This window comes from Bradyrhizobium sp. 23, from assembly GCF_023073295.1.
In the GTDB taxonomy this organism is placed as follows: domain Bacteria; phylum Pseudomonadota; class Alphaproteobacteria; order Rhizobiales; family Xanthobacteraceae; genus Bradyrhizobium; species Bradyrhizobium canariense_D.
This window is the reverse complement of record NZ_JADPJF010000151.1, coordinates 730,112-750,113: the sequence shown is the minus strand read 5'-3', so window position 1 is coordinate 750,113 and position 20,002 is coordinate 730,112. Positions and strand designations below refer to the sequence as shown.

Below are 20,002 nucleotides of genomic sequence, written 5' to 3'. Positions count from 1 at the left end.
GTTCAACCCGCCGCACCAGGCCCATCGCGCGATCAGCCAGTTCGCGCTGAAACGACTCCAGCTCGATCGCGTGTGGTGGCTGGTGACGCCAGGCAATCCGCTGAAGGAGAACGGCGCGCTGCATGAGCTCGGCGCGCGCATGCAGGCGGCGCGCGAAATGGCCGACGATCCCAGGATCGAGGTGAGCTGTCTCGAATCCGTCATTCGCACGCGCTATACCATCGATACGATCAACACCTTGCGCCGCCGCCTCTCGGGCTTGCGCTTTGTCTGGATCATGGGCGCCGACAACCTCGCTCAATTCCATCGTTGGCAGCACTGGCGGCGCATCGCCGACCAGGTGCCGATCGCGGTCATCGACCGTCCGCCGCAGAGTTTTCGCGCCCTCGCCTCTCCCGCCGCCCAGGCGCTCAGGCGCTATCGGATGCCGGAGAATGAGGCCGCCTTGCTCGCGGACCGGCCCGCGCCAGCCTGGGTGTTCCTGACCGGAATGAAGCTGAATCTCTCGTCGACCGGCTTACGGAACCCGGACGGAAGCTGGAAAGGTACGAAGTGAGTCAGATTGTGCGAACGCCATGCGGTCTTCGGGCTCTCTGGCATATTGAAACCCTTAACCCCACATGATGTAGTGTAACCAGTGGGCGCCGGATTCGGCGTTCGCGATACAGTGAAAGGAATGGTCCCTGACCACATCTGTATTGTCCAAGACAGCCTCACCCAAGACGGCTTCACCGAAGTCTGTTTTACCCAAGGTTGCCAAGCCGACGCGTAAAACATCGACCAAAGCTGCGGCCTTGAAGGCGCAACCCGACGCCGACAAGACGCTGAGCCTGATCCTCTCCCGCCTCGACGACATGAAGGCGGAAGAGACTGTGACCATCGACCTTCGCGGCAAATCGGCCTACTCCGACTACATGATCGTCACCACCGGCCGGGTGAACCGGCACGTCGGCGCGATCGCGGAGAACGTCGCCAAAGGCCTCAAGGAAAACGGCATCAAGAACATCCACGTCGAGGGCTTGCCCAATTGCGACTGGGTGCTGATCGATTCCGGCGATGTGATCGTGCACGTGTTCAGACCCGAGGTCCGCGAGTTCTACAGTCTCGAGAGATTGTACACGCAGGGCCCAGGGGCGGCGAAGGCGATCTGAGAGGCTGCTGGCCGATTTCGAATCGGCTGACGCGCATGCTAGCGTCGTGCGCGCGCAGATCGCGCGCGGTCCAGAAAACGCGACCCTGAACATATCATGCGCATAGCCGTCATTGCGGTGGGCCGGCTGAAGCAGGGCCCCGAACGGGAGCTTGCCGAGCGCTATTTCGAGCGGTTCGACGAGGCCGGCCGCAAGCTCGGATTCCGCGAGCTCGCCATCCACGAATTGCCCGAAAGCCGCGCGCGCGATACGGCGACGCGGATGGCCGAAGAGGCCGCGGCGATCTCCGCCCATATTCCCGAAAAGTCGGTGCTGGTGGCGCTGGACGAGCGCGGCCAGAATCTGGATTCGACCGTATTCGCACGGCATCTCGGGCGCTGGCGCGACGAGGGTGCCGGTCATACTATCTTCATGATCGGAGGGGCGGACGGACTTTCGCCCGAATTGCGCCGTAAGGCCAAGCTCGTGATCGCGTTCGGCTCTGCGACCTGGCCGCATCAAATGGTCCGCGTCATGCTTCTGGAACAGCTTTATCGGGCCGCCACCATTCTGGCGGGCCACCCCTATCACCGCGCGTGATCCGCGCCACAACGAGCACCTTTGCTTAAAGCGATGCGAGCGCCGATTTTCAACCTGCTGCTGATCGCCGGCGTTGCCGGCGCAAGCCTCGCGCAAGCTCAGACGCCTGCACCGCAGACTGCGGCCGTAGCGCCCGATGCGATCAAGCAGCGCGAGCAGGAGCTCGAAGCCGCGCGCGCCAGCAAGAAGAGCGCTGAGGAAGCGCAGGCCAAGCTCAAGGCCGAGATCACCTCGCTCGGCCAGGACCGCACCCAGCTCAATCAACAGTTGATCGACACCGCCGCCAATGTGCGCACCGTCGAGACCAAGATCGACGAGGCCGAAGCGCGGCTGCGATCGCTGAACGGCCGCGAACAGGCGATGCGCAGCTCGCTCGATTCACGCCGCGCCGACATCGTCGAGGTGCTGGCGGCCTTGCAGCGCGCCGGAAGGCGGACGCCGCCGGCACTTCTGGTACGGCCCGAGGATGCCCTGCAATCGCTGCGCACGGCGATGCTGCTCGGTGCCGTGGTGCCGGAGTTGCGCGGCCGTGCCGAGAAGATCGCGGGCGAGCTCGGCGAGCTCGTGGCCTTGCGCAAGACCATCGCGACCGAGCGCGACCAGCTTGCCTCCGACCGCGACAAGGTGCGCAACGACCAGACCCGGCTCGCGGCTCTGGTCGACGAACGGCAGCGTCAGCAGGCGTCGCGCGAAAAGGACCTCGACGCCGAGAACGCGCGCGCCGTTGCGCTCTCAAGACAGGTCGGCGATCTCCAGGGGCTGATCGCCAAGATGGAGCAGGATCTGCAAAGCGCCGCCAAGGCGGCCGAGAAAGCAGCTGAGGCCGCCAAGCAGGCCGAGGCCAAGGCGGCTGCAAACGCGGCCGCCAGCGCCAAGACCGGCCCCGGCACATTCAAGGATCGTTCCCGCACCACCCCTGCGATGGCCTTCGCCGCGGCCAAGGGCCTCCTGCCTCTGCCGGTTAACGGTAACAAGATCAGGGATTTCGGCGGTTCGGACGGGCTCGGCGGGGTCCAGAAGGGCATTTCGCTGGCGACGCGGCCCGGCTCCCAGGTCACGACGCCGTGTGATGGCTGGGTGGTCTATGCCGGCCCGTTCCGCAGCTATGGACAACTCTTGATCCTCAATGCCGGGGGCGGGTATCATGTGCTGATCGCCGGGATGGAGCGCATTTCGGTCAACATCGGACAATTCGTGCTCACGGGGGAGCCTGTCGCGACCATGGGGTCGACCTCTCAAGTCGCCTCCATTCTCGCCACGAACGCGAGTCAACCTGTGCTCTATGTCGAGTTCCGCAAAGACGGCACTCCAATCGATCCAGGCCCATGGTGGGCCGCAAATGAAGGCGAGAAGGTTCGCGGATGATGCGCAAGACTTCAGTTATCCTCCTCAGCGCGGCCACCGGTGCGGCGCTGACGCTGTTCGTGACGCAACCGCGCGCGGTCTTCATGGGCTCCAGCGCGCGAGCCGCCACTGCGGACACCTATCGCCAGCTCAATTTGTTCGGCGACGTGTTCGAGCGCGTGCGCTCGGACTATGTCGAGAAGCCCGACGACACCAAGCTGATCGAATCCGCGATCAGCGGCATGCTTACCGGTCTCGATCCGCATTCGAGCTACATGGATGCCAAGAGCTTCCGCGACATGCAGGTGCAGACCCGCGGTGAGTTCGGCGGCCTCGGCATCGAAGTCACGATGGAAGACGGCCTGATCAAGGTGGTCTCGCCGATCGACGACACCCCGGCCTCGCGCGCCGGTGTCATGGCCAACGACATCATCACCAATCTCGACGACGAGGCGGTGCAGGGCCTGACCCTGAACCAGGCGGTCGAGAAGATGCGCGGCCCGGTCAACACCAAGATCAAGCTGAAGATCATCCGCAAGGGCCAGGACAATCCGATCGACGTCACGCTGGTGCGCGACAACATCCGCGTCCGTTCGGTGCGCGCCCGCGTCGAGGCCGACGACATCGCCTATATCCGCATCACCACCTTCAACGAGCAAACCACCGAAGGCCTGAAGCGCGAGGTCGCCAACCTCTCGAATCAGATCGGCGACAAGCTGAAGGGCTACGTCATCGACCTCCGCAACAACCCGGGCGGCCTGCTCGAGGAAGCGGTCACCGTCTCCGACTCCTTCCTGGAGAAGGGCGAGATCGTCTCGACCCGCGGCCGCAATGCCGAGGAGACCCAGCGCCGTACCGCGCATACGGGCGACCTCACCAAGGGCAAGCCGGTCATCGTGCTGGTCAACGGCGGCTCGGCTTCGGCGTCGGAGATCGTCGCCGGCGCGCTGCAGGACCACAAGCGTGCGACCATCGTCGGCACACGCTCGTTCGGCAAGGGCTCGGTGCAGACCATCATTCCGCTCGGCTCCGGCAACGGCGCGCTGCGTCTGACCACGGCGCGCTATTACACGCCGTCGGGCAAGTCGATCCAGGCCAAGGGCATCGTGCCCGACATCGAAGTGCTGCAGGACGTGCCGGACGAGCTGAAGTCGCGTACCGACACCAAGGGCGAAGCTTCGCTGCGCGGCCATCTCAAGAACGACGGCGACGAGAAGACCGGCTCGCAGTCCTACGTTCCGCCGGACGCCAAGGACGACAAGGCGCTCAAGCTCGCCGACGATCTGCTCCACGGCATCAAGAACAGCGCGTCCGCGGCGCCCACGCCGGGCGGCGACAAGGCCACGACCGACAAGCCCAAAGCGGCGAACTAGGTCGGCGCATCGCGATCTGACGAAAAGGGCGGCTCCCGGAGCCGCCCTTTTTGCTTGGAACTCCTGATATCCCCCGGCCTATCCCGGCCTGCCGCCGCTTGACCCCGGCGTGGTATCGTCATTGCTGAGTGATTCGGGATCGCGCATGACTGAAACGGCCGATGATCTGAGCGCCCCGCTCGGACGGGACAAGCCGCGCCGGAAACGTCGGCTGCGGCTGCCGTTCACGGCCATGCAGCTGCTCGCGGTCCTGCTCGGACTGTTCCTGGTCACCTTTGCCGGCTTCGCCATCTTCAACAAGGATCCGCTCGGCGGCGAGCCAATGACACGGCTCGCGATCCGCGAACCCAATGCCGCAGACAAGGCTGGCGACGACAAGCCGGCCGCGGCCGGCCATGGCCAGGACAGCAAGCAGGAAAGCAAGCAAGAGACCAAGGACGCACCGAAGCAGGCGGGCGAGCAGAAGACCGTCACCATGATCGACGGTTCCACCGGCATGCGCCACGACGTGGTGATCGGCGGCGATGCCGCCGGCAAAAGCGAGACGGCGGCGGCCTCCGCACCGCCGCCCGTCATGGCCGGGATCGACCCAAAACTTCTTGAGAAATCGCGCTATGGCATGATCCCCGCGGTTTCCGGGGATCTGAAGCCGTTCAACGTCTATGCGGCGGATGCCGACCGCGCCAAGGCCGCCAAGATGCCGGTGGTCGCGATCCTGATCGGCGGCCTCGGCGTCGGCGCCGCCAAGACCACCGATGCCATCATGCGGTTGCCAGCGGCGGTGACGCTGGCCTTCACGCCCTATGGGTCCGATCCAGGAAAACTCGCCGAGCGCGCCCGCGCCCAGCGCCACGAGATCTTCCTCCAGATCCCGATGGAGCCCTATGACTTCCCCGACAACGATCCGGGACCGCAGACGCTGCTGACCTCGCTGAGTGCCGACCAGAACATGGACCGCCTGTACTGGCATTTGAGCCGGATGCAGGGCTATGCCGGCCTCACCAATTTCATGGGCGCCCGCTTCATCGCGACGGAGCCGGCGATGCAGCCGATCATCCGCGAGGCGGCCAAGCGCGGGCTCGGCTTCTTCGACGACGGCTCCTCGCCGCGCAGCATCGCGCCGCAAGCGGCCGGCAGCCAGGCGATGCCGTTCGGCAAGGGCGATATCGCGATTGACGCGGTGCCGACCCCGGCCGAGATCGACCGCGCCCTGACCAAGCTCGAAGCGGCGGCGCGCGAGCGCGGCGTGGCCGTGGGCACCGCCTCCGCCCTCCCGGTCTCGATCGAGCGCATCGGCGCCTGGACCAAGACATTGGGCGACCGAGGTATCCTTTTGGTGCCATTGACAACCGCGATGCTGAAATCAAAATCCAGCTAAATCAACGGATTGGTATGGTACAGGCCCGCGGGGCCTGCTTAAGCCTTACCGACAGCATGCGAGAGGTCTGGCGGAATGGCGCGTTACGAGGATCTGCCCTACCGGACCTGCGTCGGCGTGATGTTGCTCAACAAGGACGGACTGGTGTTCATCGGCCGCCGCGCTGGCGGCATCGAGCATGTCGACGACACCCATGTCTGGCAGATGCCGCAGGGCGGCGTCGATCCCGGCGAGGACAATTGGGAGGCCGCCAAGCGCGAGCTCTATGAGGAGACCAGCGTGCGTTCGGTTGAGCGGCTCGGCGAAGTTCCGGACTGGCTCACTTACGACATTCCGCGCACGGTCGCCGGGCGCACCTGGAAGGGCCGCTACCGCGGTCAGCGCCAGAAATGGTTCGCGGTCCGCTTCACCGGCAAGGATAGCGAGATCAACGTCGAAAAGCCCGGCGGCGGTCACAAGGCCGAGTTCGTGAGCTGGCGCTGGGAGCCGATGAAGAACCTGACCGGGCTGATCGTCCCGTTCAAGCGCCCGGTCTACGAGCGCGTGGTGAAGGAATTTTCCGCGCTGGCGCAGGATTAGTTCAAGTCGCCATTCCAGGTTGATGCTAGAGCCAGTTCCGTTCCGATAGAATCGGGACGGGGCTCTAGTTTTTTATTTTGACGCGTTTTCTTGACGCGAACCGGTATCCACTTCGCTCGAAAACGCTCTAATGCACAGCCTGAAATGACGACGAGAGATCCACGCGTGAGCACTGAAAAACCCTACCGTCCCAATGTCGGAATCGCGCTGTTCAATGCCGATGGCCGCGTGCTGATCGGGCACCGCTTCAAGGGCGACGGACCCGAGATCATCCTGCCGGGTCTGGACTGGCAGATGCCGCAGGGCGGCGTCGACGAGGGCGAGGATTTGCGCGATGCCGCGCTGCGCGAGCTCTGGGAAGAGACCAGCGTCAAGAGCGCATCCTATCTCGGCGAGACCGACTGGTTGACTTACGAATTCCCGCCATATGACGGGCCGCAGACACATCGACTGGCGAAATTCCGCGGCCAGCGCCAGAAATGGTTCGCGTTACGCTTCACCGGCAAGGATGACGAGATCGATCCGCTGACGCCGCGCAACGGGCAGCCCGCCGAGTTCGACGCCTGGCGCTGGGAGCGGCTCGACCGCGTCCCCGATGTCGTGGTGCCGTTCCGCCGCCACGTCTACAGCGCAGTGGCGCAGCAGTTTGCGCCGTTCGCGAACTAAAAACGCGAAAAACAACCCCATGCACAGTAGAACGGGGTTGAAATCATTAGAGAACTTTGCCCGGAAATTTGCGTGAGCCTAGTTGATCGGTCCCACCGTGAACGGGCCGATTGCGATGAGGTGGCAGTCGCTGTCGCGCTTGGCGCAGTCGGCGAGCGCGGAATTGACGGCGGTCTGCTCGTCCGCGGCCTTGAGGCCGAGGCCCGGCCGGCCCGCGGTGCCGACCGCGACGGCGTTCCAGCCCATGCCGTCGGCGAGCTTGCGCACGACCTCGTCGCGCGCATCTGCGATGATCGAGGCGTTCGACGCCGCATGGAAGAAGCCGGTGATCCGGAGCAGGGTCGGGATCGGCACGACGAAATTCTCGTCGACCGCAACGACCAGGCAGGCGACGCCGGCGATCGCACCGCACGATTCCAGTGAACGCCGCGCGGCATCGTCGGTGGACGATGCGCCCATCACCATGAAATATTGGCCGCCGGGGCCGAGCGCGACCGCGCGGGATTTTGCCGCGGGCACGAACATGTTCTCGAGCCGGACCTTGGCGGGATCGCGCACCATCGGAAAGTCTTTCGAGGCGAAGGCGCGCTCGGTCATGGCATCATGCCGGACGAACGGTTGCGGCGGCATCGGCGGTTTGCCGTGCGTGTAGACCACATTGTTGCCGACTGCATAGAGCTCGCAACGCCGCGGCGACTGCGCGGCATCGGCGCGCTTCTGGCACTGATCGAGTGCGGCGTTGCGCGCGGCTTCCTCGTTCGGCTGATTCAACGACGCGCCGGTGAACCCGCCGACATTGAGTGCGAACGCCTTGTAGTCGCCGGCAGCGGAATAGTCGCCGGCCAGGTAGTTGCGGATGCGCTCGTTGATGAAGGGGACGCTGTCGGCAGGAAACTTGCCGGCCATCGGTGAAGCCGATGGTGCCGGCATGGGCATCGGCGCTTTCGCCGCCATGGTGGATGACGGGCTTGGCGCTGCTGCCGCAGCCGCGTTGGGCATCGGACTTGATGCTGGGCTTGGCGCGGTCACTGCAACCGCCGGCGCCCTGGTCGTCTCGAGCTTGGTGAAATAGAGGAAGCCGCCGACGCCGATGGCGACGACGGAGACGACACCGACCACCAGCGGCCACATCCAGTTCGGCGCGGCCTCAGCCTTCGTCACCTTCTTGATCTGCGGCGTCGCGTAGCTACCGTCCCCGCGCCGCATCGCCACCATGTAGGCGTGCACCGGCGTCGGGATGTTCTTGACCTCCTGCGCGCCGATATCGGCGAACTGCACCGACAGCTTGTTGGCGACCTGCTCGTGCACGGCGCGGGAGACGCAGATGCCCCCGACCTCGGCGAGGCCCTCGAGCCGGGCGGCGATATTGACGCCGTCACCGAGCAGATCGCCGTCGCGCTCGACCACGTCACCGATGGTGATACCGATGCGGAACGACATCTGCCGGCTCGGCGGATAGGCCATGTTGCGGGTTCGCAGGGATTCCTGAATGTCGATCGCGCAGCGCACCGCATCGACTGCGCTTGGAAATTCCGCAAGCACGGCATCGCCCGCGGTGTTGAAGATGCGTCCGCCCGCCCTGGCAATGAAATCATCGACGACCTCGCGATAGGCGGCGAGACGCCGCAGCGTCTCCTCTTCGTCTTCCGCAACCAGTCGCGAGTAACCGGCAATATCGGCCGCGAAAATCGCTGCGATCTTGCGTTTCATCTGCGGTCGGCCCCCGGAACAAAGTTCGCGGGCGCAGAATGGCGCTATCGGCGGCGCCGTGCAACAAAGTTTCAGCGCCCGCCACTCCCGTGACGAGCGCTGAACTTATTCAGGAATTTTCAGTTCGGGCCCCGGCGCAGTGCACCGGGGCTTAGTGCATCGCCGTGCTGCTGAGCTGCTGCTGGATGCTCTTGAAGTGGTCGAGCCGGGCGATGGCTTGATCGAGCTCGTTGCCTTCGTGCTCCTTCAAGCCCTCTTCCATCTCCGAGATGGTCGCGGCGAACTGCGCGCGGTCGAGCTCGGCCAGCGAGGTCGCGACGTCGGCGAGTACGGTCAGGCCCTTCTCGGAGACTTCGGCGATACCGCCGAGCACGATGATCTTCTCGTGCTTGCCGCCGGTGGTCACGGTGAGAATGCCGGGCCGGATCGCGGCCACGACCGGCGCGTGTCCCGCCAGCACGCCGAAGTCACCTTCGACGCCGGGGATATCGACCTGGTCGACCTCGCCCGAGAAGGCGAGCTTTTCCGGCGAGACGAGATCGAAGTGGAAGGTGGCCATTGGAAACCTGCGAATGGTGAGTAGCGAATTGCGAATGGAGCGGGAGCGGCGCGACTATTCGCTACTCCCTGCTCGCCCTTCGCAGCTTAGGCCGCCTCGGCCGCCAGCTTCTTGCCCTTCTCGATCGCCTCTTCGATGGTGCCGACCATGTAGAAGGCGGCTTCCGGCAGGTGGTCGTACTTGCCTTCGCAGAGGCCGCGGAAGCCCTTGATGGTGTCCGCGAGGTCGACGAACTTGCCGGGCGAGCCGGTGAAGATTTCGGCGACGTGGAACGGCTGCGACAGGAAGCGCTCAATCTTGCGGGCGCGGGCCACCGTCAGCTTGTCCTCTTCCGAAAGCTCGTCCATGCCGAGAATGGCGATGATGTCCTGCAGCGACTTGTAGCGCTGCAGCACCTGCTGGACCTGACGCGCGGTGTCGTAGTGCTCCTGGCCGACGACGAGCGGCGAGAGCATGCGCGAGGTCGAGTCGAGCGGGTCCACCGCCGGATAGATGCCCTTTTCCGAGATCGCGCGGTTCAACACCGTGGTGGCGTCCAAATGCGCGAACGAGGTCGCGGGCGCCGGGTCGGTCAAGTCGTCGGCCGGAACGTAAATGGCCTGCACCGAGGTGATCGAACCCTTCTGCGTGGTGGTGATGCGCTCCTGCAGCGCGCCCATGTCGGTGGCGAGCGTCGGCTGGTAACCCACGGCGCTCGGGATACGACCGAGCAGCGCCGACACTTCAGAGCCGGCTTGGGTGAAGCGGAAGATGTTGTCGACGAAGAACAGCACGTCCTGGCCCTGGTCGCGGAAGTGCTCGGCGACGGTCAGACCGGTGAGGCCGACGCGGGCGCGAGCGCCGGGCGGCTCGTTCATCTGGCCGAACACCAGCGCGCACTTCGACTTGACGCTCGGATCCGGATTATGCGGATCGGCGTTGACCTTGGACTCGATGAACTCGTGATAGAGGTCGTTGCCCTCGCGGGTACGCTCGCCGACGCCGGCGAACACGGAGTAACCACCGTGCGCCTTCGCGACGTTGTTGATCAGCTCCTGAATCAGCACGGTCTTGCCGACGCCGGCGCCGCCGAACAGGCCGATCTTGCCGCCCTTGGCGTAGGGCGCGAGCAAGTCGACGACCTTGATGCCGGTGACGAGAATTTCAGCTTCGGTCGACTGGTCGGTGTAGCTCGGCGCTTCCTGGTGGATGGCGCGCATGCCTTCGGACTGGATCGGACCGGCTTCGTCGATCGGCTCGCCGATCACGTTCATGATGCGCCCGAGCGTGCCTGCACCCACCGGAACCGAGATCGGCTGACCGGTGTCGGTCACTTCCTGGCCGCGGACCAGACCTTCGGTCACGTCCATCGCGATCGTGCGCACGGTGGACTCACCGAGATGCTGTGCAACTTCCAGCACGAGGCGGATGTTGCCGTTCCTGGTTTCCAACGAATTCAGAATGGCCGGCAGATGGCCTTCGAACTGAACGTCGACGACGGCGCCCATGACCTGGGTGACGCGACCGACCTGGGTAGCTGCTGTAGCCATGAAGCTCTCCTTCGAAATTCTTTACTTGAACGACCGTCGTTTGGTTCGTGCGTCAGACCGCCTCGGCGCCGGAGATGATCTCGATCAGCTCCTTGGTGATCTGGGCTTGACGGGTTCGGTTGTAGATCTGGGTTTGCTTGCGGATCATTTCGCCGGCGTTGCGGGTGGCGTTGTCCATGGAGCTCATCTGCGCGCCATAGAACGAGGCGTTGTTTTCCAGCAGCGCACGGAAAATCTGCACCGCGATGTTCCGCGGCAACAGGCCGGAGAGGAGTTCGTCTTCCTCCGGCTCATAGTCGTAGGACGTCGACGGCGCGGTCGCCGCCTTTTCTTCCACGGTCAGCGGAATGATCTGCTGCGCGGTCGGGACCTGGGCGATCACCGACTTGAACTGCGCGTAGAACAGCGTGCAGACGTCGAATTCGCCGTTATCGAAGCGGGCCAGCACCTTCTTGGCGATGTCGTCCGCGTTGACGAAGCCGAGCTGACGAACGCCGCGCAGGTCGAGATGCTCGACGATCTGCTTGTCGTACAGGCGGCGGAGCTGCTCGTAGCCCTTGCGGCCGACGCAGAAGAATTTGACTTCCTTGCCCTGCGCCAACAGCGCCTGGGCGCGCTCGCGCGCGAGGCGCACGATCGAGGAGTTGAACGCGCCGGACAGACCACGCTCGCCGGTGCAGACCAGCAGTAGGTGAACCTGATCCTTGCCGGTGCCGGCCAGCAGCACCGGGGCGCCGGGCGAACCGGCGGCAGCGCTGGCGATGTTGGAGATCACCGCGCTCATCTTGTCGGCATAGGGCCGCGCCGCCTCGGCCGCTTGCTGGGCGCGGCGCAACCGGGACGCCGCGACCATCTGCATGGCCTTGGTGATCTTCTGCGTCGCCTTGGTGGAGGCGATGCGGACGCGCATGTCTTTAAGTGACGCCATTCTTCGTTCACCCCGGCGGTTCGACCCCTTGGATCAAGCCGCTAGCCTATCCCAGTCGTCATGCCCGGGCGTGTCCCGGGCATCCACGTCTTCGTTTCCATGCAGTGAGGCACGGAAGGCCGGGACAAGAAGCCCGGCCTTGCGACCGTTCTCTTATGCGAAGCTCTTGGCGAAACCTTCGACCACCGACTTCAGCTTGGCGGCGGTGTCGTCGGAGAGATCGCGGCTGTCGCGGATCGCGTTGAGGATCTCGACGTTCTTGCCGCGCAGCAGCGACAACAGACCGTCCTCGAACGCGCGCACCTTGTTGACCGGCAGCGGGTCGAGATAGCCGTTGGTGCCGGCCCAGATCACGCAGACCTGCTCTTCCATCTTCAGCGGCGCGAACTGCGGCTGCTTCAGGAGCTCGGTCAGACGCGAGCCGCGATTGAGCAGGCGCTGGGTCGAGGCGTCGAGGTCGGAGCCGAACTGCGCGAACGCCGCCATTTCGCGGTACTGCGCGAGCTCGCCCTTGATCTTGCCGGCGACCTTCTTGGTGGCCTTCGTCTGTGCCGAGGAGCCGACGCGCGACACCGACAGACCGACGTTCACCGCGGGGCGAATGCCCTGGAAGAACAGGTCGGTTTCCAGGAAGATCTGGCCGTCGGTGATCGAGATGACGTTGGTCGGAATGTAGGCCGACACGTCGTTGGCCTGGGTTTCGATGACCGGCAGCGCCGTCAGCGAGCCCGAACCCTGGTCCTTGTTCAGCTTCGCCGCGCGCTCGAGCAGGCGGGAATGCAGATAGAATACGTCGCCCGGATAGGCTTCGCGGCCCGGCGGGCGGCGCAGCAGGAGCGACATCTGGCGGTAGGCGACGGCCTGCTTGGACAAATCGTCATAGATGATGACGGCGTGCATGCCGTTGTCGCGGAAGTACTCGCCCATGGTGCAGCCGGTGAACGGCGCGATGTACTGCATCGGTGCCGGATCCGACGCGGTGGCGGCGACGATGATCGAATATTCGAGCGCGCCCTGCTCTTCCAGCACCTTCACGAACTGGGCAACCGTCGAGCGCTTCTGGCCGATCGCGACGTAGACGCAATACAGCTTGATGTTCTCGTCCGGCTGCGCGTTGAGCGGCTTCTGGTTGAGGATGGTGTCGAGCGCGATCGCGGTCTTGCCGGTCTGACGGTCGCCGATGATCAGCTCGCGCTGGCCGCGGCCGATCGGGATCAGGGCATCGATCGCCTTGAGGCCGGTCGCCATCGGCTCGTTCACCGACTTGCGCGGAATGATGCCGGGCGCCTTGACGTCGACGCGCATGCGCTTGTCGGCCTGGATCGGGCCCTTGCCGTCGATGGGGTTGCCGAGCGCGTCGACGACGCGGCCGAGCAGGCCCTTGCCGACCGGCGCGTCCACGATGGCGCGGGTGCGCTTGACGGTCTGACCTTCCTTGATCTCGCGGTCAGCGCCGAAAATAACGATACCGACGTTGTCGGTTTCGAGGTTCAGCGCCATGCCGCGGGTGCCGTTCTCGAATTCGACCATTTCACCGGCCTGGACGTTATCCAGACCGAAAACGCGAGCGATACCGTCGCCGACGGACAGCACCTGTCCGACTTCGGAGACTTCAGCTTCCTGGCCGAAATTCTTGATCTGGTCCTTGAGGATCGCGGAAATTTCCGCGGCGCGGATGTCCATCAGCCTGCCTCTTTCATCGCGTGCTTGATCGAATTGAGTTTGGTGCGAAGCGAGCTATCGATCATTCGGCTGCCAAGCTTGACCACGAGGCCACCGATGATCGAGGGATCGACCTTCACGTTGAGCGCGACGTCCTTGCCGGTCACCGACTTCAGGGCAACCTTGAGGGCGTCGAGATTCTTGTCCGAGAGCGCCTCCGCCACGGTGACGTCGGCCGTCGCCTCGCCCTTGAACTTGGCGACCAGGGCGCGATAGGCGCGGATGACGTCAGCCACCGCGAACAGGCGGCGGTTGGCGGTCAGCACTTTCAGGAAATTGGCGGAGATGCCGGCGATGCCGGCCTTGTCCAGCACGGCCGAGAGGGCTCTGGACTGGGCATCGGCCGCGAACACGGGGCTGCGGACGAGGCGCTTCAGATCGGCGCTTTCGTTCAGCATGCCCTCGAATTTTTCGAGATCGGCTTTGACCTCGTCGACCACTTTCTGGTCGCGGGCCAGTTCAAACAAGGCCGTTGCATAACGGCCCGACACACCGGAAACGGACGTATCTTCTGCAGCCACAGACGTGCTCTTTTTGCTGTCAAACTCGCAAGGGAAAAACCGTCGCCACGAAGCGGCGCCTAGCGATCCAAGCCCTTGGAATTCAAGCGGGACTTCGATTTTCGACCCCGCACGGAAGTGCCGGGCTCGTTAAAATCGCGGCTTTGCTAACATAGCAGGCGCGCACGTGCAACATGACGCCAAATTAAAGGCATGACGTTCTGTCGCCAGTTCGTCGCACTCCACGACGACGCGACGACGACCTTGCCATGCCGCGGAATTGCCACAGCGCTTAAGCCCAACCCTGAGCCGAGGCCGGCGATTGGTTCCTGCCCTCAGCGCATAGCCGCCATGAACACGGATCGCTGAGGCGTGATTCCAGCCCTCCCGGCTCCACTCGCCGAATACTTTCTGAATTCTAAATGCGGAAAGCGATGACTTCGTTTTACAGTATTCGCGAGTAATATAGAGGTTAACAAACTGCTAAATTCCAATATTACGGAATGTCGGCCGAATATCCCTGCCGGTAACAAGATATTACACAGCGACACAGAACGGATTTACTGCCCAATTCACGCCTCATTAGGAATCGAAACGCGATCCCGCTCGCAAACTTACGGGGGCTCCACTTGCCACATATGTGGCAATACTAGCTTAGGGACCAATATATGCTTTGTTTGAAGACGCTGGGCTCAGTGACCCGGCCGCGTAAGGCGATCGCCTTTGTTGCCGCAACTCTTCTCATCGGGGGAACTGCCACCGAAGCTTCCGCCAAATCCCGCCATCACCATCGCTATTCCCACCATCATCACCGCCACCACGCCCAGACCGATGCCAACACGACCTCCGATTGGCGTAACGCCAATGCATCGATGACGCCGTCGCAGGGCACCGGACGTTCCTTCTCCGGCATGGCTTCCTTTTACGGGAACGAGTCCGGCAGCAGGACCGCCTCCGGCCAGCGCTTCAACCAGAACGCCATGACCGCGGCGCACCGTTCACTGCCGTTCGGCACCAAGCTGCGTGTCACCCATGGCGGCTCGAGCGTCATCGTCACCATCAACGACCGTGGCCCGTTCATCCGCGGCCGTGTCCTCGACCTCTCCACGGGCGCTGCCCGTGCCATCGGCCTCACCGGCGCCGGCGTCGGCCGCGTCACTGCCGAAGTCGTCTCCTAAAGCGCGACGCCTGAAACAAGCTCGCCGTCTTGGGGGACGGCGGGCTTTTTGTTTGTTCTTCCGCCGTTATTGCGAGGAGCGGAGAGACGAAGCAATCCAGACTGCCTCCGTGGAGGGATTCTGGATTGCTTCCGCCTTCGCTAAAGCTTCGGCGGACAAGTCGCTGCGCTCGCAATGACGGGGAGTTTTGCAGCTCCTTACAAAAAGCTCTGCGGATCGACGTCGACTTCGAGCTTTTGATTGCCCTTCGGCTTCGGGCATGCGGCAAGCCAGTTGCGCAGATAATCCGACAGGTCGAAGCCGCGCGCCGATTTCACCAGGATGCGGAAGCGGTAGCGGCCCTTGATGACCGCGAGCGGGGCTTCCGCCGGGCCCAGCACCACAACGCGTTCGTCGCGCGGCGCGAGCGCAACGAGGTGGCGGCCAAAGCCTTCGGCGCTCGGCCGGTCGCCGGCGGAAATGATCAGGCTCGCGAGCCGCCCGAACGGCGGATAGAGCGTGCGTTCGCGCAAATCGATCTCGCTATCGTAGAACGCTTCGCGGTCGCAGGCGATCAGCGCCTTCATCACGGGATGATCGGGCTGGTGGGTCTGGAGATAACCGATGCCACGGCCCTGCTCGCGCCCGGCGCGGCCGATCACCTGGTTGAGCAACTGCCAGGTGCGCTCGGAGGCGCGCGGATCGCCATTGGACAGGCCGAGATCCGCATCGACCACGCCCACCAGATTGAGCCGCGGAAAATTGTGGCCCTTGGCGACGAGCTGGGTGCCGATGATGACGTCGACGCGGCCCTCCGCGATGTCGTTCAGCTCGGAGCGCATCGTCTCGATCGAGGTGATGAGATCGCTCGACAGCACCATGGTGCGGGCCTCCGGGAACAGCGCCGCCGCCTCCTCCTGCAAGCGCTCGACGCCGGGCCCGACCGCGACCAGCGATTCCTCCGCCGCGCAATGCGGACAGGTTTGCGGGCGCGGCATCGAGAAGCCGCAATGGTGACAGACGAGGCGCTGGCGGAAGCGGTGATCGACCAGCCAGGCATCGCAGATGGTGCAGGCGAAGCGATGGCCGCAGGCGCGGCACAGCGTCAACGGCGCATAACCGCGGCGATTGAGGAACAGTAGCGCCTGCTCGCGCCGCTCGATCGCGGTCCTGATCTCGGACGCCAGCCGCGGCGAGATGAAGCGGCCGCGCGCCGGCGGCTCGCGGCGCATGTCAATGGCCTCGATATGTGGCATGTGCTGGCCGCCGAAGCGCGACGGCAGAGCGATGCGCTGATAGCGGTTCTTGCGCGCATTGACCTCGGATTCGACCGACGGCGTCGCCGACGCCAGCACGATCGGAACCTTTGCGATATGCGCGCGCACCACCGCCATGTCACGGGCGTGATAATGCACGCCCTCGTCCTGCTTGTAGGCTTGGTCGTGCTCTTCATCGACCACGATGAGGCCGAGATTGGCGTAGGGCAGAAAGAGCGCCGAGCGCGCGCCGACCACAACCGGCGCGCTGCCCTCGGAGATCGCCGCCCAATTGCGCGCGCGGGTGCGCGGCGTCAGCTCGGAATGCCATTCCAGAGGGCGCACGCCAAAGCGCTGCGCGAAGCGATCGAGGAACTGGCCGGTGAGCGCGATCTCCGGCATCAGGATGAGCGACTGTTTTCCGCGGCGGATCGCCTCGGCGACGGCTTCGAAGTAAACCTCGGTCTTGCCCGAGCCGGTGACACCGTCGAGCAGCGCGACGTGAAAGCTGCCGTTGGCGGCGAGTGCGCGCATGGCATCGACCCCGGCGCGCTGAAGCGGCGAAAAATCCGGCCGGCTGAAATCCGGATCTGGGGCCGGCGGCGGCGGAGGCGGGGGCATCGGCTCGACCGAGAGCGTTCCTTCGTCGACGAGGCCGTCGATCACGCCGGCCGAAACCCCGGCCTCTCTGGCCGCCTCGGACTTGCCGTGCAGCAGCCGGTCCGACAGCACCTCGATCAGGCGCTGCCGCGCCGGCGTCAGACGTTTTGGCGGATCGCCGACCAGGCGCACGCCGGCGCGCACCCGCTCGGGGCCGAGGTTTTCGCCCATCCGCAGGCACATGCGCAGCACCATGCCGCGCGGGCTCAACGTGTAATTGGCGATCCAGTCCACGACCGCACGCAGCTCGGGCTTCAACGGCGGGATGTCGAGCTTTTCGCTGACCTCCTTGAGGCGGTTGTGCAGGCGCGGATCAGGATTGGCGTTTTCGGCCCAGACCACGGCGAGCACCTCGCGCGGGCCGAGCGGCACGCCAATAATATCGCCCGCCTTCAGCTCCATTCCGCGCGGCACCTTGTAGGAATAGGTCTGGTCGAGCGCGACCGGCACCAGCACGTCGACCATGCGGGTCGCGTTGGCGGAGACGGCGTTGCTGCGCGACGTGTGATCCATGGAGGGGGAATCGGAACCCGGGGGCTTCAAGGCTAGCGCCCTGAGGCGGCCTTAGCGAACGATAAACGAGTGTGATGCGATATACTGAGTGGAATCACCACGTCCAGAGCGCATGAGCAAAGCGGCCGCCCCACAAATCGAGCTCGCCAGCGCCGATCCTGACATCGCGCGGGAGATGACGCGCTGGCTGTCGCATCTCGGCGCGGAGCGGCGGCTGTCGCCGAAGACGCTGGAAGCCTATGCCCGCGATTTGCGGCAGTGCCTGATTTTCCTCTGCGGCCATTGGGGCGAGCGAGTGACGCTAAAGCGTTTCGCCGCGCTGGAGGCCACCGATATCAGAGCCTTCATGGCGATGCGCCGCGCCGACGATATTGCCGGCCGCAGCCTGATGCGCGCGCTCGCGGGCCTGCGCTCGTTCGGCCGCTTTCTCGAGCGCGAAGGCAAGGGCAAGGTCGGGGCGCTCTCGGCGATCCGCGCGCCGAAAGTCGCAAAGAGCCTGCCCAAGCCGCTGCCGATGGCGTCGGCCAAACGTCTTGCGGACGCCGACGAGCGCGCCGGCGAGGACCGCGAGACCTGGATTCTTGCGCGCGACGCCGCCGTGATGGCTCTCCTCTACGGCTCAGGCCTGCGCATCTCCGAAGCGCTGGGGCTGACGCGCCGCGAGGTCCCGCGTCCCGGTGAAGGCGACGTGCTGATCGTGACGGGCAAAGGCAACAAGACCCGCATGGTGCCGGTGCTCCAGAACGTGCTCGCACTGGTGCAAGAATACGTTTCCATGTGCCCGTATCCGCTGCCGGCGGAGGGGCCGATCTTCGTCGGCGCACGCGGCGGGCCCTTGAGCCCGCGCATCATCCAGCTCGCGATGGAGCGGCTGCGCGGCGCGCTCGGCCTGCCCGACAGCGCCACGCCGCACGCGCTCCGGCATTCCTTCGCCACGCACCTGTTGTCACGCGGCGGCGATTTGCGCGCGATCCAGGAATTGCTCGGCCATGCCTCGCTCTCGACCACGCAGATCTATACCGGCATCGATGCCGAGCGGCTGCTGGAAGTCTATGCCAGCGCGCATCCGCGCCGATAGCGGCTCAGTTGGCGAGATACTCGATATCGTAGACGTAGTTCGAGCCGCGCCCGACCTCGACGCGGACCATCGGCCTGAACGTCTCCAGCCGCTCGTACAGCGGCGCCGTGACCTTCACCGGTTGGCCCGCGATGCGAACGAGATAGTCCGCTTTGCGGCGGCTACCTGACCTCCACGCACGATCGACACGGCCTTCGATCACAAGGCGGGACGTCAGGTGATCGAGAAACAGCATTCGTCCGGCATACCATGCAAGACCGCTGCCGAGCAGCACGATCAGGATCATCGAGGCGAACGCCTTCGCCTGGTCACGCCATGAGCCGTACAGCGGAGGTTGTCGCAGCTGCGAGCCGACGATAATCAGGCCCAGAACAACGAGGCCGACATGGACGTCGTTGACTACGATGATCGAGCTCTTGTCATAAAACCGCAACAGGCCGATGTAGGTCAGGCCAAGCGCGAGGACAATCTTGCCGACGAACGGAAAGGCCGCGGTGTTGCGGGCCTTCAGCAGCGCAAGCGCGGATGCGAGGATGGAAGGCCAGACGCAGGCTGCGATGAATTCCGCTGTGGTCATGGGACAGGACTAGATCAGCCCCGACGCGAAACCCTTAATTGCAACGGCCATCGCGGCTTGCCACTTGCGCCCGTCGCGCAGTTCGGTCAATCGTTGGTAAACAGGCAGGAGGGATTTATGAGCGCACATGAAAGCATGGAGCATGCCGAGCACGCCGAACACGCGTCCGGCTCGAACAAGAAGATCGCGCTCCTGATCGCGGTTCTGGCGCTGTTCCTGGCGATCTCCGAGACGCTCGGCAAGGGCGCCCAGACCGAATCGATCAGCAAGAACGTCGAGGCCTCCAACCTCTGGGCGTTCTTCCAGGCCAAGAGCATCCGCCGCACCGTGGTGCAGACCATGGCCGACCAGGGCAAGCTCATCCTCGGCGCGGCGAGCGACGAGGCCAACAAGGTGGCCGTGCAGAAGCAGATCGAGGACTGGCAGAAGACCGCGCAGCGCTACCGCTCCGAGCCGGAGACCGGCGAAGGCACCGAGCAGCTGGCCGAAAAGGCCAAGCACGCCGAGCATGAGCGCGACGAGGCGACTGCGAAATATCATCACTTCGAGCTGGCGTCCGCCGCCTTCCAGATCGGCATCGTGCTGGCCTCAGCCACCATCATCACCGGCATGCTGCCGCTCGCCTGGATCGCGGGCCTGCTGTCGCTTGCCGGACTTGGGATGACCATGCTCGGCGCATGGTCGCCGCATCTGCTGCATCTGCATTGAGGCTCGTAGCCCGCATGAGCGCAGCGACATGCGCG

19 protein-coding genes are annotated in these 20,002 nt (G+C 64.5%); 11 read left to right on the top strand and 8 right to left on the bottom strand.

All coding sequences use genetic code 11. The annotated features are described in order from the left end of the window. The 8 genes from IVB32_RS40685 to IVB32_RS40650 form a co-directional block, all read left to right on the top strand. On the top strand, positions 1-556 hold a 556-nt coding region (locus tag IVB32_RS40685; RefSeq protein ID WP_247413132.1), incomplete at its 5' end, for a nicotinate-nucleotide adenylyltransferase. 238 nt (positions 557-794) lie between these two features. Beyond that, entirely contained in the window at positions 795-1,151 is a 357-nt protein-coding gene (gene rsfS / locus IVB32_RS40680) for a ribosome silencing factor (RefSeq protein WP_007598906.1), read from the top strand. Positions 1,152-1,247: 96 nt separating this feature from the next. Further along, positions 1,248-1,730, top strand: a complete 483-nt coding sequence (gene rlmH / locus IVB32_RS40675) for a 23S rRNA (pseudouridine(1915)-N(3))-methyltransferase RlmH (RefSeq protein WP_018459852.1) — start codon at positions 1,248-1,250, stop codon at positions 1,728-1,730. A gap of 33 nt (positions 1,731-1,763) precedes the next feature. Beyond that, the gene (locus IVB32_RS40670) at positions 1,764-3,095 is read left to right on the top strand and encodes a peptidoglycan DD-metalloendopeptidase family protein (protein ID WP_018459851.1); all 1,332 of its coding nucleotides are present in this window, start codon (positions 1,764-1,766) and stop codon (positions 3,093-3,095) included. Further along, positions 3,092-4,447 carry a S41 family peptidase gene (locus IVB32_RS40665; protein ID WP_018459850.1) on the top strand — a complete coding sequence of 452 codons (1,356 nt, stop codon included), beginning with the start codon at positions 3,092-3,094 and terminating at the stop codon, positions 4,445-4,447. Before IVB32_RS40670 ends, IVB32_RS40665 begins: the two co-directional genes overlap by 4 nt. Before the next feature lie 145 nt (positions 4,448-4,592). After that, complete coding sequence (locus IVB32_RS40660; RefSeq protein ID WP_018459849.1) at positions 4,593-5,825, top strand: divergent polysaccharide deacetylase family protein; 1,233 nt, start codon at positions 4,593-4,595, stop codon at positions 5,823-5,825. A gap of 75 nt (positions 5,826-5,900) precedes the next feature. After that, complete coding sequence (locus tag IVB32_RS40655; protein ID WP_018459848.1) at positions 5,901-6,404, top strand: RNA pyrophosphohydrolase; 504 nt, start codon at positions 5,901-5,903, stop codon at positions 6,402-6,404. Positions 6,405-6,569: 165 nt separating this feature from the next. Next, positions 6,570-7,070 carry an RNA pyrophosphohydrolase gene (locus IVB32_RS40650; RefSeq protein ID WP_018459847.1) on the top strand — a complete coding sequence of 167 codons (501 nt, stop codon included), beginning with the start codon at positions 6,570-6,572 and terminating at the stop codon, positions 7,068-7,070. A gap of 78 nt (positions 7,071-7,148) precedes the next feature. On the opposite strand, the gene IVB32_RS40645 is transcribed toward IVB32_RS40650, so the two are convergent. From IVB32_RS40645 to IVB32_RS40620, 6 genes are all read right to left on the bottom strand, one after another. Then, positions 7,149-8,780: an adenylate/guanylate cyclase domain-containing protein gene (locus IVB32_RS40645; RefSeq protein ID WP_018459846.1), complete on the bottom strand. Its 1,632-nt coding sequence runs from the start codon at positions 8,778-8,780 to the stop codon at positions 7,149-7,151. Positions 8,781-8,931: 151 nt separating this feature from the next. Next, positions 8,932-9,339 carry a F0F1 ATP synthase subunit epsilon gene (locus IVB32_RS40640; protein ID WP_018459845.1) on the bottom strand — a complete coding sequence of 136 codons (408 nt, stop codon included), beginning with the start codon at positions 9,337-9,339 and terminating at the stop codon, positions 8,932-8,934. 86 nt (positions 9,340-9,425) lie between these two features. Then, on the bottom strand, positions 9,426-10,868 hold the full coding sequence (gene atpD / locus IVB32_RS40635) for a F0F1 ATP synthase subunit beta (RefSeq protein WP_007598896.1): 1,443 nt from the start codon (positions 10,866-10,868) through the stop codon (positions 9,426-9,428). Positions 10,869-10,920: 52 nt separating this feature from the next. Beyond that, complete coding sequence (locus IVB32_RS40630) at positions 10,921-11,796, bottom strand: F0F1 ATP synthase subunit gamma (RefSeq protein ID WP_026233891.1); 876 nt, start codon at positions 11,794-11,796, stop codon at positions 10,921-10,923. A 153-nt stretch (positions 11,797-11,949) separates the two neighbouring features. Then, positions 11,950-13,479, bottom strand: a complete 1,530-nt coding sequence (gene atpA, locus IVB32_RS40625) for a F0F1 ATP synthase subunit alpha (protein WP_018459843.1) — start codon at positions 13,477-13,479, stop codon at positions 11,950-11,952. Beyond that, entirely contained in the window at positions 13,479-14,039 is a 561-nt protein-coding gene (locus IVB32_RS40620; protein WP_027566412.1) for a F0F1 ATP synthase subunit delta, read from the bottom strand. The genes atpA and IVB32_RS40620 overlap by 1 nt, the downstream gene beginning before the upstream one ends. A 647-nt stretch (positions 14,040-14,686) precedes the next feature. On the opposite strand from IVB32_RS40620, the gene IVB32_RS40615 reads away from it, so the two are divergent. Next, positions 14,687-15,196, top strand: coding sequence for a septal ring lytic transglycosylase RlpA family protein (locus IVB32_RS40615; protein ID WP_026233889.1), 510 nt, complete (start codon positions 14,687-14,689; stop codon positions 15,194-15,196). 197 nt (positions 15,197-15,393) lie between these two features. Here the strand turns inward: IVB32_RS40615 and IVB32_RS40610 are convergent, their stop codons facing one another. After that, the gene (locus tag IVB32_RS40610; RefSeq protein ID WP_018459840.1) at positions 15,394-17,604 is read right to left on the bottom strand and encodes a primosomal protein N'; all 2,211 of its coding nucleotides are present in this window, start codon (positions 17,602-17,604) and stop codon (positions 15,394-15,396) included. Positions 17,605-17,716: 112 nt separating this feature from the next. Here IVB32_RS40610 and IVB32_RS40605 point away from each other — a divergent pair, with 112 nt between their 5' ends. Further along, positions 17,717-18,682, top strand: coding sequence for a tyrosine recombinase XerC (locus tag IVB32_RS40605; RefSeq protein WP_018459839.1), 966 nt, complete (start codon positions 17,717-17,719; stop codon positions 18,680-18,682). Positions 18,683-18,686: 4 nt separating this feature from the next. Here IVB32_RS40605 and IVB32_RS40600 read toward each other — a convergent pair whose 3' ends face one another. Continuing rightward, a complete protein-coding gene (locus IVB32_RS40600; RefSeq protein ID WP_247413130.1) occupies positions 18,687-19,259 on the bottom strand; it encodes a hypothetical protein in 573 nt (190 codons plus the stop codon). Between the two features lie 117 nt (positions 19,260-19,376). On the opposite strand from IVB32_RS40600, the gene IVB32_RS40595 reads away from it, so the two are divergent. Continuing rightward, the gene (locus tag IVB32_RS40595) at positions 19,377-19,967 is read left to right on the top strand and encodes a DUF4337 domain-containing protein (protein WP_026233888.1); all 591 of its coding nucleotides are present in this window, start codon (positions 19,377-19,379) and stop codon (positions 19,965-19,967) included. Positions 19,968-20,002: the final 35 nt, after the last annotated feature.

What these genes read in the sequence shown, in the direction of transcription:
- IVB32_RS40610 (WP_018459840.1), bottom strand. Translation starts at nt 17,604, where the DNA reads ATGGATCACACGTCGCGCAGCAACGCCGTCTCCGCCAACGCGACCCGC.
- atpA (WP_018459843.1), bottom strand. Translation starts at nt 13,479, where the DNA reads ATGGACATCCGCGCCGCGGAAATTTCCGCGATCCTCAAGGACCAGATC.
- IVB32_RS40630 (WP_026233891.1), bottom strand. Translation starts at nt 11,796, where the DNA reads ATGGCGTCACTTAAAGACATGCGCGTCCGCATCGCCTCCACCAAGGCG.
- IVB32_RS40595 (WP_026233888.1), top strand. Translation starts at nt 19,377, where the DNA reads ATGAGCGCACATGAAAGCATGGAGCATGCCGAGCACGCCGAACACGCG.
- IVB32_RS40665 (WP_018459850.1), top strand. Translation starts at nt 3,092, where the DNA reads ATGATGCGCAAGACTTCAGTTATCCTCCTCAGCGCGGCCACCGGTGCG.
- IVB32_RS40640 (WP_018459845.1), bottom strand. Translation starts at nt 9,339, where the DNA reads ATGGCCACCTTCCACTTCGATCTCGTCTCGCCGGAAAAGCTCGCCTTC.
- IVB32_RS40670 (WP_018459851.1), top strand. Translation starts at nt 1,764, where the DNA reads ATGCGAGCGCCGATTTTCAACCTGCTGCTGATCGCCGGCGTTGCCGGC.
- IVB32_RS40655 (WP_018459848.1), top strand. Translation starts at nt 5,901, where the DNA reads ATGGCGCGTTACGAGGATCTGCCCTACCGGACCTGCGTCGGCGTGATG.
- IVB32_RS40615 (WP_026233889.1), top strand. Translation starts at nt 14,687, where the DNA reads ATGCTTTGTTTGAAGACGCTGGGCTCAGTGACCCGGCCGCGTAAGGCG.
- IVB32_RS40600 (WP_247413130.1), bottom strand. Translation starts at nt 19,259, where the DNA reads ATGACCACAGCGGAATTCATCGCAGCCTGCGTCTGGCCTTCCATCCTC.
- IVB32_RS40645 (WP_018459846.1), bottom strand. Translation starts at nt 8,780, where the DNA reads ATGAAACGCAAGATCGCAGCGATTTTCGCGGCCGATATTGCCGGTTAC.
- atpD (WP_007598896.1), bottom strand. Translation starts at nt 10,868, where the DNA reads ATGGCTACAGCAGCTACCCAGGTCGGTCGCGTCACCCAGGTCATGGGC.
- IVB32_RS40660 (WP_018459849.1), top strand. Translation starts at nt 4,593, where the DNA reads ATGACTGAAACGGCCGATGATCTGAGCGCCCCGCTCGGACGGGACAAG.
- rlmH (WP_018459852.1), top strand. Translation starts at nt 1,248, where the DNA reads ATGCGCATAGCCGTCATTGCGGTGGGCCGGCTGAAGCAGGGCCCCGAA.
- IVB32_RS40605 (WP_018459839.1), top strand. Translation starts at nt 17,717, where the DNA reads ATGAGCAAAGCGGCCGCCCCACAAATCGAGCTCGCCAGCGCCGATCCT.